Annotated in this window: 11 protein-coding genes; all 11 read left to right on the top strand. The window is 51.7% G+C overall.

Features of this window, described 5'->3' with window-relative positions:
• Positions 1 to 3 precede the first annotated feature (3 nt).
• Entirely contained in the window at positions 4 to 1,293 is a 1,290-nt protein-coding gene (gene murA, locus HPY52_02730; protein ID NPV79182.1) for a UDP-N-acetylglucosamine 1-carboxyvinyltransferase, read from the top strand.
• A gap of 86 nt (positions 1,294 to 1,379) precedes the next feature.
• Positions 1,380 to 2,393 carry a stage II sporulation protein D gene (spoIID, locus tag HPY52_02725; GenBank protein ID NPV79181.1) on the top strand — a complete coding sequence of 338 codons (1,014 nt, stop codon included), beginning with the start codon at positions 1,380 to 1,382 and terminating at the stop codon, positions 2,391 to 2,393.
• 193 nt (positions 2,394 to 2,586) lie between these two features.
• Positions 2,587 to 3,459: a M23 family metallopeptidase gene (locus HPY52_02720; GenBank protein NPV79180.1), complete on the top strand. Its 873-nt coding sequence runs from the start codon at positions 2,587 to 2,589 to the stop codon at positions 3,457 to 3,459.
• A gap of 64 nt (positions 3,460 to 3,523) precedes the next feature.
• On the top strand, positions 3,524 to 3,841 hold the full coding sequence (spoIIID, locus tag HPY52_02715; protein ID NPV79179.1) for a sporulation transcriptional regulator SpoIIID: 318 nt from the start codon (positions 3,524 to 3,526) through the stop codon (positions 3,839 to 3,841).
• A gap of 36 nt (positions 3,842 to 3,877) precedes the next feature.
• Entirely contained in the window at positions 3,878 to 4,900 is a 1,023-nt protein-coding gene (locus HPY52_02710; protein NPV79178.1) for a rod shape-determining protein, read from the top strand.
• A 65-nt stretch (positions 4,901 to 4,965) separates the two neighbouring features.
• The gene (locus tag HPY52_02705) at positions 4,966 to 5,610 is read left to right on the top strand and encodes a DUF1614 domain-containing protein (GenBank protein NPV79177.1); all 645 of its coding nucleotides are present in this window, start codon (positions 4,966 to 4,968) and stop codon (positions 5,608 to 5,610) included.
• A 350-nt stretch (positions 5,611 to 5,960) separates the two neighbouring features.
• Positions 5,961 to 7,481, top strand: a complete 1,521-nt coding sequence (locus HPY52_02700; GenBank protein NPV79176.1) for an AMIN domain-containing protein — start codon at positions 5,961 to 5,963, stop codon at positions 7,479 to 7,481.
• Positions 7,453 to 9,489 (top strand): hypothetical protein, encoded by a 2,037-nt coding sequence (locus HPY52_02695; GenBank protein ID NPV79175.1) that lies wholly within the window; start codon positions 7,453 to 7,455, stop codon positions 9,487 to 9,489. Before HPY52_02700 ends, HPY52_02695 begins: the two co-directional genes overlap by 29 nt.
• Before the next feature lie 185 nt (positions 9,490 to 9,674).
• Positions 9,675 to 15,689 carry a hypothetical protein gene (locus HPY52_02690; GenBank protein NPV79174.1) on the top strand — a complete coding sequence of 2,005 codons (6,015 nt, stop codon included), beginning with the start codon at positions 9,675 to 9,677 and terminating at the stop codon, positions 15,687 to 15,689.
• 184 nt (positions 15,690 to 15,873) lie between these two features.
• Positions 15,874 to 17,613 (top strand): BamA/TamA family outer membrane protein, encoded by a 1,740-nt coding sequence (locus HPY52_02685; protein ID NPV79173.1) that lies wholly within the window; start codon positions 15,874 to 15,876, stop codon positions 17,611 to 17,613.
• Between the two features lie 22 nt (positions 17,614 to 17,635).
• On the top strand, positions 17,636 to 18,166 hold the full coding sequence (locus HPY52_02680) for an OmpH family outer membrane protein (protein NPV79172.1): 531 nt from the start codon (positions 17,636 to 17,638) through the stop codon (positions 18,164 to 18,166).
• Positions 18,167 to 18,190: the final 24 nt, after the last annotated feature.

The raw sequence follows: 18,190 nt of genomic DNA, 5'->3' as shown, positions 1-18,190 counted from the left end.
GAATTGGAGCGATTGATCATCAGAGGCGGTAACAAGCTACGGGGCATGGTTATGATAAGTGGAGCAAAGAACGCGGCACTTCCGATACTAGCAGGTTCCATCTTGGCCGGCGATGAGGTGGTTATAACTTCTGTTCCTGATCTGGATGATGTGAAATCAATGCTGGAGCTGTTACAGGCTCTTGGAGCAAAGGTCAAACGCTCTGGTTCAAAGGTTGTCATAAATCCCGCAAAAGTGGAAAAAGACGAAGCCCCTTACAATTTGATCCGGAAAATGAGAGCCTCTTTCCTAGTGGCCGGGCCTCTCCTGGCGAAACTCAATTCCGTAAGGATCCCACTCCCCGGAGGGTGTGCTATAGGTTCAAGGCCTGTTGATCTGCACCTCAAGGGTTTTCTGGCTATGGGCGCGACGATCACGCAGGAATCCGGGGTGATCCAAATGGATGCCCTGGGCGGTCTACGGGGGGCTAGGATTTATCTAGATGTCCCTAGTGTGGGCGCTACGGAAAACCTTTTGATGGCCGCTTCTCTTGCGATGGGGGAAACTGTTATAGAGAATGCGGCGCGCGAGCCGGAAGTCGTTGATTTGGCCAATTTCCTTAACAACATGGGCGCAAAGATACGAGGGGCCGGCACGAGCGTCATCAAGATCGACGGCGTATCTGGGTTATCGGGGATCTCATATCCGGTTATCCCTGATCGCATCGAGGCCGGGACTTATATGATAGCCTGTGCCGTCGCAGGGGGAGATATCACCCTGCAGAATGTAGTGCCTGAGCATCTTACAGCGGTCATTGCCAAGTTGACGGAGGTCGGCGTGACGATAGAGGATCTTGGGGGAGGGCTCCGCGTCTTATCCGACAAGAGACCCTATTGCACAGATGTCACCACCACTCCTTATCCAGGATTCCCCACGGACCTACAGCCCCAAATGATGACTCTTCTTTCTATTGCCTCAGGAACAAGCGTCATTACCGAGACGATCTTCGAAGGCCGTTTTATGCATGTGGCCGAACTCAATCGCATGGGCGCCGATCTCAGGATCGAAAATCGCAGCGTGATTATCGAGGGTGTGAGACGTTTATCAGGAGCTCATGTCAGGATGCCTGACCTCAGAGCCGGGGCTGCTCTGGTGCTCGCCGGGATAGCCGCAAATGGCGAGACGGAAATCCAGGATATTTACCATCTCGACAGAGGATACGAGGCGATGGACCGTAAGCTGGCAGGCCTAGGCGCTGATATAGCCAGGGTGTATGATGAAGCCCAGCAGGAACCTATAGCGCAGGTCCTCTAACGGGGATTTAGCGCTCCTGACATTATATCATGGTTCTAACCTGACCATGATGGGCGTATAGATCCTTTAGACAGGGGGATAAGCCCATGGGTCGGGTAATAGCAAGTACCATTGCCTTTTGCTTGATCGTCATCATAATCATTCCGGCAATCCTCGTTCGGGGATGTCGCCCCGTTGAGCCCCCTCAATCGGCGCTGGGTCCTCCAGTCCGCGTATTCATTTCTGATGATAACCGAATGGTTGAAATGCCCCTTGAACTCTATCTTGTAGGCGTTGTGGCGGCAGAGATGCCTGCTTCCTTCCCTCTGGAGGCGCTCAAGGCCCAGGCTGTGGCCGCAAGGACTTTCGCTGTAAAACGGATGAAAATCTATGGTGGCACAGGATGCCAGGAACACCCAGGGGCGGACGTGTGTACGGATTATAGACACTGCCAGGCATGGCTTTCTGAGGCCGGCATGGGCAGAAAATGGGGCTATCTCGAAGGGCTCATATGGAGCCGTAAAATCGCTCACGCCGTTATGTCCACAGCAGGCCTTATCGTGACCTACAATGGAATTCCCATAGATGCAGCATTTCATTCCTCATGTGGGGGATATACAGAGAATTCCGAGGATGTCTGGTCAACCCCCGTCCCATATCTTCGTTCAAAGAGATGTGAGTTCTGCTCCACACGGTCTCCATTCAATGAGGTAAAGCAGTTTTCAATCTCTGACATTGAAAAACGACTGGGTGTAGACCTCAGGGTAAGTTCGACCAAGACTCATAATATAGCTGGCCGCGCCATACGTGTCACCACCAGCGAAATGATGCAAAGGCCCATTACAGTGCTGGCTAGTTCACCCACCGGGAGAGTCAAGACGATAAGCATAGGGGGGAAGATCCTGAGCGCCATGGAGATGAGGCAGGCTCTAGGTTTGAGATCATCTAAGATTTCCTGGCAGATATCAGGACAGAACATCAGGATATCTTCAACAGGATATGGCCACGGTGTCGGTCTATGCCAGTATGGCGCATCAGGGATGGCCGCGCAAGGCAAATCGTTTGAGGAAATTCTCAGATATTACTACACCGGCGTAGACATCAAATCCATATATCCCTAAGATGGATATCCTTAGGATGGCACCGGCGCATGCCTGACAGGTTTCTCTATGCGGCGGCCAGATTGCGGATCCAATCTTACAAATTCAGGGAATTGTGTGGTTATAGGCCCATTAGCTGGAAAGCTCATGGTTTTTGAGGCTCCCGATGCATAATCATCCAAAATGTGGGGAAGATTTGGATGGAGGTGGTAGTGTGACATCCAGATCTTTGATTATGCATTTGAGGAGGTTCTCAAATAGGGTCCGCTGTCTTGCATCTTCTCCGGTGAGATGCCTGTGCGACGCGCTAGCCTCGTTCTTCGGGGACCTACGTAAAGCCTGGGGTTCCGTCATGGCCCGGAGGGGCGCGAGAACAGCCCTTATCCTTGTGGTGGTGGCAGGCATTACCGCAGGCTTCAGTCTGGGACTTCGTTCCCATTACTTTGCCGGCTCTGATGAACCAAACGGGCCGCCTGCTATGGGGAAGCTACCTGCCCCAGATGATCCGGCTGCCAGAAAGACACGGGCAACTGTCGAAAAGGAAATCGTCGAGCCGGAGATTGCTAAACAGGGTTCTGCTAAACAGAGCACTGTTGAACAGGGTGCCATCAAACGCGATGCAATCGAACGGGGTACCGTCAAACATGAGAACGACAAGCCGAAGGGAGATCTGTCTGCAAAGGCGGAAGATGCTACGCTGCCGAAAAACGAGGAACTCATGATGCCCGTGCCTGGCAAAGTGATACGCTCTTTTGGGTGGTCTCGCCATCCAGTATATGGCGACTGGAGATTTCACCCTGGACTTGATATAGAAGTTCCTCCAGGGACTCCCGTGAGGGCCGCCTTGTCTGGCAAAATCGTGCAGGCGGGAAAGGTGGCTGACTATGGCATGGCCATCTCCATATCCCATGCTGGCGATATTTCCACCTTTTATGGGCATCTTGGCTCCATAACCGTTCATGTTGGAGATATGGTCAGACAAGGAGAGGTCATAGGAGTATCAGGGGATACAGGCGTTGCAACGGTCCCTCAGGTCTATTTCGAGGTGAGAAAAGGCCAGGAACCCGTTGAACCGGATAAGCTTTAAAGCGGAATACCGGCCATCCCCCCGCATATACATGTAGTAAATACCATGCGGGGAGGCTGGCTCGATGAGGGACTATATTCGTCGCCGGGTAGTCGACATCGCCAACTATATAGTCGAGAATAAGGCCACTGTAAGACAGGCGGCGCGTTCCTATAATGTTAGCAAGAGCACGGTCCATAAAGACGTCACTGACCGACTGCCGACCATAAGCAAACCCCTATCACGCAAAGTGAAGCGGATTCTAGAACAAAACAAAGCTGAGCGTCATATAAGAGGTGGAGAAGCCACACGCAGAAAATACCTGGAGAACAAGACAGGCGCCGGAATGAAGGTTTCTCTAAAACTAGTGGAAAGAAAGGTTGAAGGCGCAGAGAAGGTCTAGGGCAGGAGGGAAAAAGACGCCGGGAGGGACCGCTTCGTGCTTGGGATATTCTCAGGTCTCGGCATAGATCTCGGAACGACAAATATCAGAATATACGCCAGAAGGCGTGGCATTGTCGTGCAGGAGCCCTCGGTTGTGGCTCTCGACCCTGCGACTGGCAAGATTTCCGCGGTCGGGGAAAAGGCCCGCAGTATGGTTGGCAAGACCCCGGTAGGTATCTGGACTTTAAGACCCATGAAGGACGGGGCTATAGCCGACTACGCTGCCGCGGAGGCCATGCTTAGGCATTTTATCCGGAAAGTGTATACCAGGCGGAATATTCTCCGCCCTGAGGTCGTGCTATGCATTTCATCAGGCATCACGGATATTGAGCGGCGGGCCGCGTTGGAAGTTGTCACGTCTGCGGGGGGCAGGAGGATACACCTCGTAGATGAAGTGATAGCCGCTGCCCTTGGCGCCGGACTTGATATATCCAAACCGAGCGGGAACCTTGTGGTCAATTTGGGGGGAGGGACAACCACTGTAGCGACCATCTCCTTGAATTCCATCGTGGCTTCTCGTTCCCTCCGGATTGGCGGCGATAAGTGCGATGAGGCAATAGTCAGGTATGTGAAAAAGACATATAATCTGTTGATTGGTCAACTTACGGCAGAGGAGATCAAGATAGCGATTGGCACGATATATAAGGTCTCAGAACGACGAAGCGCTGAGGTACGCGGGCGCGACCTTGTGACAGGTCTCCCCAGGAGCGTCTCTATTTCTTCCGATGAGATCCATGAGGCGCTTCTTGAACCTATCAGCATCATCGTGGAAGCCATCAAGGCAGTTCTCGAGGAGACACCACCCGAGCTTGTGTCAGACATAGCAGACAGGGGAATCATCTTGACAGGCGGTGGCGCGCTGTTGCATGGTCTACCCAGACTTCTTTCCCAAGAGACCGGAATCCCTTCATATGTGTCTGAAGATCCTACAAATTGTGCCGTAAAGGGGGCGGGCCGCATCCTGGAATCACCATGGCTGCTTTCAGAGGGCTTGCTTGCCAGGGTAGGGGAATTGTAAAATCTCATTGGATAGATCAAGATAATACGGGTCGAACTATATCTCCGCAGATAGGATGATGAAATATGTTTGGATTTATTCCCCTATTGATTCTCGCCCTATTGTTGTTGCCAGCCCTGATCTTCTTATTCTATTTCAATGTCGCAGCCATTTCCTTTACCAAGTTGGGTCTCACACCTTCTGGCGCCATCTTGCTTTTCGGGTTATCACTCCTGGGGAGTGTCATCAATATCCCCCTCCACAGGCAGAGGTTTATAGTAGAAGAGAGACCGGTCCTCTGGTTTCCCTTCCTTTTCTATTACCCGCCACGTGTCCGGGAGCAGGTCATCGCAGTAAATCTGGGCGGCGCCATCATCCCTGCGGCCTTTTCTTTGTACCTTCTCACTCGGACTCCTATTCCTCCGGTGATCCTATCTACGCTGGTTGTGGCATGGGTCTCCAAGTCTCTCGCGCGCGTGACACCAGGTGTCGGCATCGTGCTTCCGGCATTCATCCCGCCCCTTGTTGCGGCCTCAGCGGCTCTTATTCTCGCGAGGCAGGACGCGGCGCAGGTTGCATATATTTCGGGCGCGCTGGGGACGCTCATAGGCGCGGATATTTTGAATCTGGGCAAGATCAGACGTCTTGGCGCGCAAGTGGTCAGTATCGGCGGCGCGGGGGTTTATGATGGCATTTTCCTGGTTGGAGTAGTGGCGGCGCTCCTCGCATGAAAATGGCCGAGGTGTAGGCGATACCGTCTCGGGGTTCCACTACATATCTGCCGCGGCAGCACCAGCAGAAGGATGAAAATCCCCCGAAGCGGGCGCCGCTATCTTCGGGGTAGGGTCCCCTCCCCCAATCGTCCTAACCCCGTCAGCCCTTGATATCATCAAGTAATGACAGGCATTATGGGATAATTCAGGCAAGAGAAATTTATTGATTTCTGATCTCCTAGAAAGGAGCTACGCGCTTTCAGGCGAAATCATTGTAGAGTATATTTAAACGGGCGTGATCCGATATGCTGACCATGGGTTCAATTCGATGGCGCATCCATCGCTCCGGTCTGTCCGCGAATATATGGATGCGAATCATGCTGTCGTTATGTCTTGTTCTCTTGATATATCGCGTTCCAATGGCCAGGGCGTATGATGGCATTTCCAGCCTTCCCTTTGCCCGCTTTCTACAAAGTGTGCGGTATAATGAAAATGGGGAAAAGGTCAGGGTTATATTTGAATTTTCAGATGCGATTCCAGAATACCATTTCTCGCAAACCCGTAATCCCAGCCGGATAGTCTTAGAGTTTCCGCAGGCCCGGGCCATCGAGATCGATGAAAACATCCATAAAATAGCGTTATCTGGTATACGTGTCACGATGCCTTCGCCTGAGCTGACGCGCGCGGTCATAGATCTTGCATATCCACTGCCTACGGCATCCGTGTTCGCGCTCGAGGATCCTCCCAGGATAGTGGTCGACATACCGAAACTCTATGAAGAGAAATCGAATATATTCGTAGCTCCCGGCATCAGGTATATCCAGCTAGAGCGGGGAATGGCAGATGGCCCGCTGAGGGTGGATGTCTTAGACATCGACCTGAATGATCCAACTATCTCCGTGCGTCCGGCGCTCGCAGGCGATCGTCTCTCGAGCCGCGATACCGTGAGCGGGATTTCCCGCCGCTATGGCGCCATCGCCGGCATTAATGGAATCTATTTTGCGCCTGACGGTCGGCCTTTGGGACTCATGGTCATAGACGGATACATCGTTTCAGGACCTCTTTATAGACGCAGCGCCTTTGGTATAACAAGTGATAGAAAGGTGTTGATTGATAGGGTCGACCTTCAGGGCCGGATCATCCTGCCGGGCGGCCGTGAGATCAAAGTAAGCGGCGTGAACAGCCCTCGCGGAACAAACGATGTGATAATATACACCTCCCATTGGGGTGATTTCACCCGCACAAATGGATTTGGTCTCGAATTTTCAGTCGTTGACAATACGGTGGTGGAAATAGGCCGGGGGAATCTGCAGATACCGAGAAACGGCTTCGTGGTATCATGCCACGGGAACTCGGTTGCCGAGCTTGGCGATATTGCTATGGGTGACCAAATACATTTGGATCTGCGCCTTGACCCTGATTGGATCTCTCAGGGAGTCATACATGCGGTTGGCGCTGGCCCCCGGCTTGTCGCTAGCGGAGTCGTGACAATTACATCACAGGAAGAATTGTTCAAGCTAGATGTCACGGCTGGCAGGGCGCCAAGGACCGCTATCGGAGTCACAGCCGACAATCATTTGATCATGTTGGTCGCTACAGGCAGGCAGCAGGGGATCAGCGTCGGCCTCAGGCTTGATGAATTAGCTCGCCTCATGATAGAGTTTGGCGCAGTTGATGCCATCAACCTCGACGGGGGAGGTTCGTCTACTCTCGCCATACGTGGACTTGTGATGAACTTGCCTTCAGAGGGGAGAGAAAGAAAGGTTGGCGATGCCATCCTTGTGTTCAAAAACGAAACCCTTCTTCCCCGCGCTTATGACTCGCTGCCAGTTGACACCGCTGAAGTGGAGGTAACTTATAATGAGACGGACACCCATTATGGACATTAAAGTAGGGCAGCCACGGAGATATTTGATCGAAGAAATTATCTTGTTTTTTGCGCTCCTGATCTGTGTGGCTGTGTTTCCTTTCGGCGCTGGCGCGAATTCTGAGGCGGGTTCAAAGGGAACGAAAGTCGATCTCAAGGTGCCCGAAATAATGCCGATGTCTGAACTAAGGCCGGGGATGAAGGGTATATGCAAGACCGTGGTGAGTGGCACTAAAATAGAGGATTTTGAAGTCGAGGTCTTGGCCGTGCTGGAAGGCGATGCTCCTGATAGTTCTTTGATTCTTGTCCGCCTCGGCGGAGATCTGGTGAAGCGTACAGGCGGCCTAGCTGCAGGAATGAGTGGCAGCCCGATATATATTTCGGGGAAACTCGCAGGGGCGCTCTCCTATGGATATGAATATGCGGACCATAGTGTGGCTCTCGCGACACCTATCGAAGAAATGATGCGGCTTTTCGACCTACATAGCCCTGATGAGACTAGAGTCTACACCCTCAAGACACCGATCTCCATCAACGGACGAAGGATATCTCGGATAGTGCTCGAAGGCAGATCCGGATCTCTAGGGAGGACATCCTTTCCTAATGCGGCAAGGATCATTCCTGTTGAAACGCCCGTCATGGTGCAGGGGTTGAGCGGGAGATCCCTCTCTATGCTAAGGCAACGTCTTGGGGGCCCTGGATTGCAGTTCATCCGGTCTGGTGGCGCGCAGGGTTTTTTCGACCAAGATGTTCAAATGGCCCCGGGTGGTTCCATCGGTGTGCAGCTGATGAGAGGGGATGCATCCATCACCGCTGTGGGAACCATGACCTATATTGAGGGCGATAGGTTTCTAGCCTTCGGGCACCCCTTTTTGAGTAAGGGGGATGTGGGGTTCTACGCTACATCAGCCTTCGTTCATCATATAGTGCAAGGGCTTGCTATGCCTTTCAAGGTCGCTTCTCCTGGGAAGATCATCGGAGCAGTTGTGCAGGATCGGCTGCCGGGCATCTCAGGGACCCTAGGCAAGGGGACGCGGAGCATTCCGATTTCGGTAACTGTCGTGGATGAGGATCATCTTTCCACCAGAAATTTCAGCGCTGAGATGGTTGATGATCCTGAAATCGCGCCAGATCTTGCCGCCGCCTTTGCCCTTCAAGCCCTCGATACCACACTGGGCAGGATAGGCTCGGGGACTTCTAGGGTCTCCTTAAAGGTGGAGATTGACGGACAAAAACAGGGGGTCGAGCGCGAAAACTTGTATTTTAGTGATAGCGACATATCAATGGCTTCACTGGATGAATTACCCCAGATAGTGGGTGCGATCTGCAGTAATGAATTTCAAGAGGTATCTATAAAATCTATAAGCATTGCCGCTAGAGTTGAAAGTAAGCGAAAGACCGCCGTTATAAGTGGCGCGAAGATCCTGGAGAAAAGCGTAAGGCCCGGAGAAACAGCCCATATCGAGGTAAGTTACCGGCCATATAGGATGCCTGTCCGGACTGAGGTGCTAGGTGTCACTATTCCGAAAGATACGCCTCCTGGCATCATATATCTCACGGTTCGCGGGGGAGGCACCCCGGCGGCTTATGCGTCAGCGAATGGCAACAGTCAGACTGATGCGGCGGCGCAGGAGGGACCTAAGAAAGAGTTCGAGAGCCTAGAGGACCTTCTTTTGAGTTTCACGAAGCAAGAAAAGAACAGCGACATAATTGTGGAGTATCTGCCTCCGGGGCAGGGGGACGGGACGCCTGCTGACATGACCAGCTCGGAGGAAAAGAGCATACGAGAGAACGAGGATACTGCTCCTATCCACCGGGCAGCGCAAGACAAGATACCTCCTGAGCGAAAGGGAAAAGAGCAACCCGGAAAACCACGCACTGGCCAGCATGAATTAACGTCTGGCGGCCTTATGAGATTTTCTTTTCCTACTGAATTCGTGATTGACGGTGCCGTAGAGGTTGAAGTTACCGTGGAGGATGATCAAGGGAAGGACTCCGATGGAAATCCTGGGGAAGGCAAGGGGGGTTGATCCAGCTTGTCCTTTGATTACCTGAGATCATAGAACAATCTTTCTGGCTTCTTTAAAGGAATGACACGCTTCAGTGTCGAATTTCATTTATATAATTGAACATTTGCAGGGATTTTTCGATGATTTAGCTCCTCTTGTCTATGCCAGGGGAGCCGGGTGGAGATTTTCATATGCGAAAAAGATGGATGGTATCATTTGCTATCATAGCAACCATAGTGACCTTGCTGGGGGGGGCAGGCCTCTATTTAATTGCGCGAACACTGCACGGCGGCGGAACCATAGGCCAGATCGCCGCAGCCGCATTAGAAAGCTCCCTGGGAGCTCCTGTCAGAATCGCCAGGGCGAGCTTCGTGCTACCTAATCGTCTCAAGTTCTATGATATAGTCATTTCAGAGGGAGTGGCCGGCGAGGGGGCTTCCCGTGGCGCAGAAGGAGCGGGCATTTCTCGCAATGGATCCGCAGATGTGGCCATGGCTGCCATGCCTAATCGTCCCATCTCGCCCATCTTTCGAGTCAAAGAGGCAGAGGTGGAGATGGATCTTCTAGGTTTTATTTTTCGCAGGCGTCAGGCCACAGCGGCCATTGAAACCATATCTATGACCGGTGCAGAGGTGAACGTGAGGCGGAACAGCGATAGGACTTGGAATCTGGCGCGTCTGGCCCAGGAATTAAAATCGCGGGCAACGGTGAATGATGTAGATAGCCTGAGTTCAAAGGTACTGATCAAAGACGGGATAGTGAAAATCGAGGATATGGCGGGAGGGAAAGGCAAGCTGTCCCCGGTGGCCGAGATAAGGAATATAAATGGATTCATCGTATTTGACAAGGGGACAGTGAATATCGGAGACATGTCAGGCACCCTCTCAAAAGGTGACGCGCATCTTTCGGCCAAAGGCTGGATTAGACAGAATGACAATACATTCTCATTAGATGGCACGATAGATGATATCAAGGTCGGCGATGCTTTGAACTTCCTTGATTTCGTCGGTAGACCCCCCGCTGTTGAATGGCTGGAAGGGCTTCATGATCAAAAGATCGACGCGCAGGTGCATGCCAGCTCAAATCCAAATGCCAAAGGGATCTCATATTCCGGCGAAATAGCTCTGGATGCTTCCTCATTCAAGAAAGATGCTGCCATTGGGCTCATCCCGCGCTTGTTCCAGTTTACTATGGGCAGCGGGAAGGATGCCCAAACCGTAAATGTCTATATTGACGAACTGACGGGTGTCAACCTATCGAAGCTGGAGTTTGAAGGCCAGCTAGGTTCCGGGGCAAAGTCGCATAGCGGCGCAAGCGCGGCAGCCCCCGGCTGGTATCGGGGCACGATAACCCTAAAGGATGCTTCTGTTAAGGCCCGTTTGGTGGCCCCGGCATTTCAGGATCGATTGAGCTGCAAGGTGAATGGCGATCTGATATTTGAGGCGAAGGATAAGGCAGCCCCGAAATTCAAGGGTGCTGTGAAGCTCTCCAATGGGATCTCTGATTTGCAGGTAACTGGCGGTAAATCAGGCGCTGTGGGCGGAGGCAACTTAAAGGCACAAGGTGCCCTATCCGGCGACATCAATTTCGATACGGATCCTCAGGGGATCTTAGGCTTCAGCGGGAAACTCAATATTACTGGTTGGCAGGCATCATCTACAGGTCTCGTCAAGGGCCTTGAAAAGATCTCCGGCAACCTGAATGGCAATATCTCTTTTGATGGAAAGGTGAACATAGGACAGGCGGGGAAGAGCGCGACTTCAGGTAAGCAATCATATGGAGCAGGGTTGAATCTTAAATATACGGGTGTAATGAATTTCGCAAATGGGGAAGTTGTCGCAAAGCAGATCGTGGATGGTCTGGAGAGCCTTTCCGGAATGTGGAAGGGCAGGGTTGATTACAATGGAGAGCTAAAGGGTCATGATTCTGAAGGGATGGCAGGACAAACCCGATTTAGTGGCACTGTTCAGCTGTTATCAGGAAATCTTAAATTTGGCAACAAGGATCTTGGGGTCGAGAGCATGGCGGGCAAAGTGAGCATGGATGCCAGCTTCTCTGGATCTACCTCAGGTGGACCGCTTAGCTTCGACTCAAAAAAGGTCGACTATAAAGGCAAGATCAATCTGGATGACGTGGATGCCATCCTATCTGGCGGTCCGCTGGCATCCATTGGGCCTATATCTGGAAAGGCCGGAGGAGAGATCACATTTGAATCCAGGGGAGGGGAGATGCCGAAATATAAAGGGGCTATTGAACTCAAGGAGGGCAGTCTCGCAGTTCCTTCCATCCTCAAGGAACCCGTGGGAAATATCTCGGCGACCTTCCGCTTTGATGAGTTCTCTTTGCATATTGGCCAGGCTATCGGGGTTATCGGCAAGTCTCCTGTAGCCCTGGCCGGGGACATTTTCTTCGGCCCGCGCCCAAGATTGGAGTTAAGCTTACGATCTCCGGCTCTGGATATCTCAGAGATCAAGGCCGGGGGCTTGATCCCCGGCTTGACTGATCTCAAGGGTTCTTTAGCGGTTAACTTTACCGCTGCTGGATATTTAGGCTCTCTGGTGTATTCTGGCGCCATAAAGGCCACAAATGGGAAGATCAGGTTCTCCAACCTAGAAAAGGATATAACCGACATCAATACCAGTATTATCCTATGTGGACAAGAGCTGCGAATAGAGGATTTTTCTGCGAATGTCTTCGGCGGAAAACTGCTTGCGAAGGGCAAGGTAGTAGAGCCAGGTCGGAACCCCATTATACAGGTAGATGCTTCTCTCACAGGGGTTTCTCCTTCTGAATTCCCTGTAGGACTTATGGACCCGCACCGGAAGGCGGGCGCGAGTCTACCCATTGAAGGTGCTGGCGATATTTCCGTTCGGTTATCCGGGAGACTAGATAGTTTGTCGGCCAGGGGAGATTTCTCTTTCCCTTCCATCAATATCTATGATGGGAGGCTGACCGCCTTGAAAGGAAAGATCCTCTATGATGATGGGGCGCTCTCCATTCAGGACATATCTGCGAATATCGCCAAGGGGACCATCCGGGGGGGTTTAGTGGCGGATCTGGATCTAGGATCAAATTCGGGCCATAAGGGCCTTCGCGAGTTGACCGCGACGACGGCCTGGGAGGGCTTGCATCTCGAGGAGCTTTCACCATTCTTCAAGCAGCCGGATGCCCGCCTCCCCGGCAAGGTAGCGGTCAACTGGAGCCGGATCAGAGGGAACCTCTATGGGAAGGCGGTGGTCTCCTGGAAACACGGGTCTATCTCATCTGTGGGAAGTCTCTCCGCGCGTTCATTTGATTTTGACGGCTTCAGGTTCGATGCAGTCAGAACGAATTTCAGACTTCAGGGCGCAAGTCTTTACTTGAGTGATTTTGTTGCTGTCAATAAGGAGGCTAATCTCGCTGCTGCTGGGGTCATCGATCTGGCACGGCCGGCCATTGACATGGATATATCCGGCAAAGGGCTTGACCTTGGGACCATCGCTCCTGCGTTAGGCTTCTCTGGAAGTGAGACAACAGGCATAACTTCGCTGTCCGGCAAAGTATCAGGGCCTTTTGACAATATGAAATATGAGGGGATCGTCAAGGTAGAGCGCGGGAAACTCCTTGGCAACGGATTCGAAGACTTGAGTGGATTTGTCGTGGCGGGTCTAGATGGAATCACCCTTGATGATTGCCGTCTATCGGCTGCTGGTATATATAGGGCTTCAGGCAAAATCGGCAAGGAGGGGATGAATCTCTCAGTCGTCGTTCAGAAAGCAGATGTCAAAAGGCTTCTTCAGATCTCCAAGACCTCATTCGATGCCGGGGGATGGGCAAATGGCCGGGTGACTATTAAAGGGAAGATCAATGACCCCGAGGTTTCCGGGCAGCTTGAGTTTGGGGATCTTATTCTCGCAAAACAGAGAATGGGTTCTGCCAGTCTTGATTTCACGTTGGCAAGGGGCCTGATGACAATCCGGCGCCTGACACTCGGTATTGCTGGAGGGACACTGGTCGCATCCGGACGGGCAATGATGGGAAAGAACATAGACATGGACGTGGGACTGGAGGGGGCAGACGCTGGAGAAACGCTGAAACTGATTGCACTTTATTCCGGGCTAGCCCGCCCCTTTGATATCATTTCCGGAAAAATCCGATTTCAGGGTAAGGTTGAAGGCGTCTGGAATGATCCTGTGGTCTCAGGGGCTTTGAGCATGAATGGCATGAAGTTAGAGCGCTCGGACCTTCAGAGTGTGTCAGGCCTGATATCGGCGAGTCGAAGATACATTGAATTCTCTCCCGTCGATGTGGCCGATGGGAGCGGGACAGTTAGGGTGACAGGCAGGGTCAACCTTGTCGGCAAAAAGGGGATGGATCTCAAAGTAGACATAGCTGGCATCGATATTAGCACGGTGAGTGGAGTCTTGGCCGTTCGCTATCTTGATCCCATCGCCGGGAAATTGAATGGCTCGGCCGTCGTTAAAGGATCCATGTCAGAGCCTTCTTTCTCTTTGTCCATTGCATCTGATAAGGTCACCATGGAAGGGAGCGACTTGGGGAAATTGCTGCTTCAGGCAGCGGGGGATGGAAAGACTGTATCTCTCAAATCCCTCAAGATCCACCAAGGCAAAGGATATCTGAGCGCCCATGGCTCATATAACCCGAAGGGCGCTGTGGAGATCAGCCTCGTCACACGATCTTTCGACTTAAAGTCCGCTGTGGGAGCAATGGGCATGAGACATAATGTGACAGGGCTTCTGAATCTTGACGCCATTATCACTGGCCTTGCGCGCTCGCCGGTGGCGACCATCTCCGGGAATCTGGTAAATGGAAGCATTGATAGGCTTTACTTTGATAACATCTCCGGGAACTGCAAATATCAAGGTGGTAGATTCACGATAGAAAAAGCGACTCTCAAGCATGGCGCTCATAGTGCCTCCATATCAGGCACCCTGCCAATTCCTGAGAAGTACCTCGAGGCCCTTGGAATCTCTCCGCCATCGAGACCAGGCGCCCTCGACCTGGGGGTGACGATGAGTAAGGCCGACCTGAACCTCCTCGGATTGCTGACTGATGAAATTGAATGGGCGCGGGGAATCGCGGATGTCTCAGCCCGAATCGAAGGGGATTTGAGGGCCCCTATGCTTTTTGGGCAGATAACCTTAAATGGCGGGGAGATCAAGATCCGGCCCATTGCCGATGCAATTACAGACATTGCCGCAGATATCGAATTCCGGGGCAATGAGGTAATGGTGAGGTCCGTGAGGGGAAAGATTAGAGCCGGAGGGATTTCATGCCAGGGCAGGATAGGGCTTGCGCAATTCAAACTATCTGCGGTGGATCTTTCGCTTGCGGCGAACCAGCTGCCAGTGATCGCTGATTCCATTGCGACTTCGGTCACCGGCAGTGTAAGGGTTCACGGCCCGGCCAAGCTTCCTGTCGCCAGTGGGAAGATACGTTTGAATAAGGCTGAGATCAATCCATTTACTCTGAAAACGTCGGGGAAGATCGCAGGCAACCTGGGTCTTGACCTTGAACTTGATTTCGGGAACAATGGACGGCTGCTGAGTAAGGAGATAGATGTACTCTTTGGCGGGAGTATACATGTCCGGGGAGCATTACAGGAACCTCAGGCTACGGGGACTCTGTATGCGCATCGAGGATCATTTGTATATTTCGGGACCGAATTCAATTTAACGGATGGGAGGGCTGACTTCTCAGAGGGCAATGGCATTGTCCCAAACATCGAGGTGCACGGAGAGACCCGCGTGGATCACACACGTGTCATGCTGGCGTTGACAGGGAGACCTGATTCTTTGAGGATGAGGTTCTCATCCGATCCCCCTATGCAGGAGGATGAGATCATGGCCCTCTTGAACTATCCTTCTGCCGTGACCCGGGTTCTAAAAGGAGATGTGGAGGGGGCTATCAAAGATGAAATCCTCAGGATCATTGACCAAGAACTCCGCCTCCAGGTGGTCGGAAGCATGGAAAGAGCGCTGAGGCAGGCACTCGCCCTCGATGAGGTGAAGCTGGAACGGAATGAGGAAGACAAGTTTACCCTAAGGCTTGGGAAATATGTTGATGAACATCTCTTCGTTTCGTATAGCGCTCCTCTTTCTCCGGATACCTTAGGCAAGCTTAAGTTAGAATATCTCGTTTCTCCGGGGGTAGTGCTGAGCGGCCAATTTGAGGGAGAAGACCGTTATTCCGTAGGTCTCGAGGCCAGGCTCAAATTCTGACCATTGGAGCAACCTTCCCATGACGGAATTAATTGCCTTAGTAACTCGGAAGGATTCACGGGTTCTCAGGCGAATATGTGTGATGTATCTTGTTATGAACCGGCGGAAACAAGAAAAGGTAAGTTATGGCACAAGCGCATGATAGATGCGAAGCGTGTGTCCACCTGTGAAGGAGGCGGAGTAATTGTCCAGATCAAGGATCTTATGCAGAACGATAATACATTGCTCTCTGATGGCTGTGATGCTGATCGTCGCGTTGGGGATTCCGTGCATGGCTGCGGGAGCGACTGATGAACCCACCATCGTGGCGATCGATGTGGAGGGCAATCAGAATATCCCTAAAGAAAAGATCCTCGAGGTCACCCAAGTCAAGGTGGGTGACAAGATTTCAGAGCAAAAGATCAAAGAGGATCTTCAGAGGATCAATGAGATGGGATGTTTTTTCAAACCCCCCACGGCCAGGACCGTTGCGCATAGAGATGGCGTCAAACTGATCTTCGAAGTAATTGAAAATCCCAAGGTATCAGGCATCGCCTTTACTGGTAACAAGGTGATGACGGAAGAGCAGCTGAGGTCGCTGATGACTGTAAAGCCTGGGGAGGTCCTGAATGTCAAGCAACTAAATGGAGATCTCGAGCGCATCCTGAAGTACTATTACAATGCTGGTTATTCTACACGGGTCACTGACGTGAGTATATCCTCCTCTGGGCTTATAACTATTCAGATCAAAGAACTCACCGTCGGTGACATAAAGGTAGACGGTAACAAAAAGACCAAACCCAAGGTTATCCTGCGGGAGAGTATGCTCAAGCCAGGTGATGTCCTCAATATCAATAAAGTGCGCGAGGACCAGAGGCGCATCTTCAACCTCGGGATCTTTGAGTCGGTCGATGTCAAGCTCGATCTAAATTCAGATAAAGATGCATATACCATTACCTATGTGGTGAAGGAAAGGCGCACCGGCACGGCCAACCTTGGGGTGGCATGGAACTCGAGTCAAGGTTTCATTGGCTACATAGATGTATCGGAAGACAATTTCCTTGGCAATGCCCAGCATATAAACGTCCGCTGGGATTTTGGGGCAGGGACGACCAACTATGAGCTTGGATTCTATGAACCATGGCTGGATGCTAAGCGAACATCTTTCGGCCTCAACTTGTATAGCAGGCGTAATCAGGTAGAAAGAAAATATGACGCGGATTACCACATTCTTGATCCTGGAGTTGCAGAACCGGACAAGGTAAAATATACAGAGTACAGGAAAGGTGGCAATGTGCAGCTTGGCAGGCCTATCGCCAAGGACACGAGGCTCTATCTCACCCTTAGAATAGATGATACGAGTTTCTCCCCCGTGACTCCGGGCTTGAAGGAAGTCGTGGGCGGAGGGGAGATCAGGAGTATCACTCTGAGCGGAGTAAATGACACTCGGGATAACTTCCTCAACCCGTCGAGCGGGAGCCGTAAGCGCGTTTCAGTTGAATTGGCTGGCGGCATGCTGGGTGGAGATTATACATTCAACAAGTATGAGCTAGAAGGCAGCGTGTATCATCAAGTGAGGAAGAACCAGATACTCGCCCTTAGAGTCTCATCTGGTTTCTCTTCCGGGGAGTTGCCGACTCAGGAGCAATACCGCATAGGCGGGGCGGAGACCGTAAGGGGCTACAAATACGGACGGTTCTATGGCGATAAGATGATCTATGCTAATGGTGAATATCGCTTTAGAATAGTGGATAAGCTCCAAGGTGTGCTTTTTGTCGATGCGGGCAACGCATGGGCTAGCGACTCGCCCATCAGTATGCAGGATTTCCAGACAGGATACGGCGTGGGTGTGAGGATAGACACGCCGATAGGGCTCATCCGCATTGATTACGGCACCAGCAAGGAAGGCGGCCAGGCTTATCTGAGCATCGGTCAAATGTTCTAAATCAAAGGAGGATATTCGGTTGATGAAGATTTCGAAGGGGATTTACAGGGCTTTTGTTCCAGTGGCTATACTTGTGATAGGGGCAGTGTTGATCTGGATTGGAGGAGGACTCAAGGCTGCTTCCAATGGCGGTGACATTGGATTCGTTGACGTGCAGCGAATCATGAATCAGCACAAGGATTTTAAGGATGCCTCCGCTTCCCTTGAGAAAGAATTTGCCAGGCTGCAGGAGCAATTGAATTCTGAGGCGGCCAAGCTTCAAAATGAATTAAATACGAAAGTCAAGGGAATGCAGGATCAGGAGAAGATCGACCAGCTGCGCAATGAATATGCCGCGAAAATCAAGAAAATCCAGGGGGATTATCAAAGTCAGCTAGATAAGCAAAAGGCAGATGTTCTTAAAAATATAGAGACAAAACTTGACGCTGCCATAGCGAGCGTAGCCAAGGAGCAGAACCTGCAAGTGGTGTTGAAACGCGAAATCGTCCTATATGGGGGAAAAGATGTCACAGATACTGTGTTGAAGAAGTTGGAAGCCAACAGCAAGAAGTGATGACCGGCGATAAGGTTCATTGGT

The organism is Bacillota bacterium (assembly GCA_013178415.1).
GTDB lineage: Bacteria > Bacillota > SHA-98 > Ch115 > Ch115 > Ch115.
The sequence above is the reverse complement of the archived record's forward strand: the minus strand, read 5'-3'. Positions and strand labels throughout refer to the sequence as shown.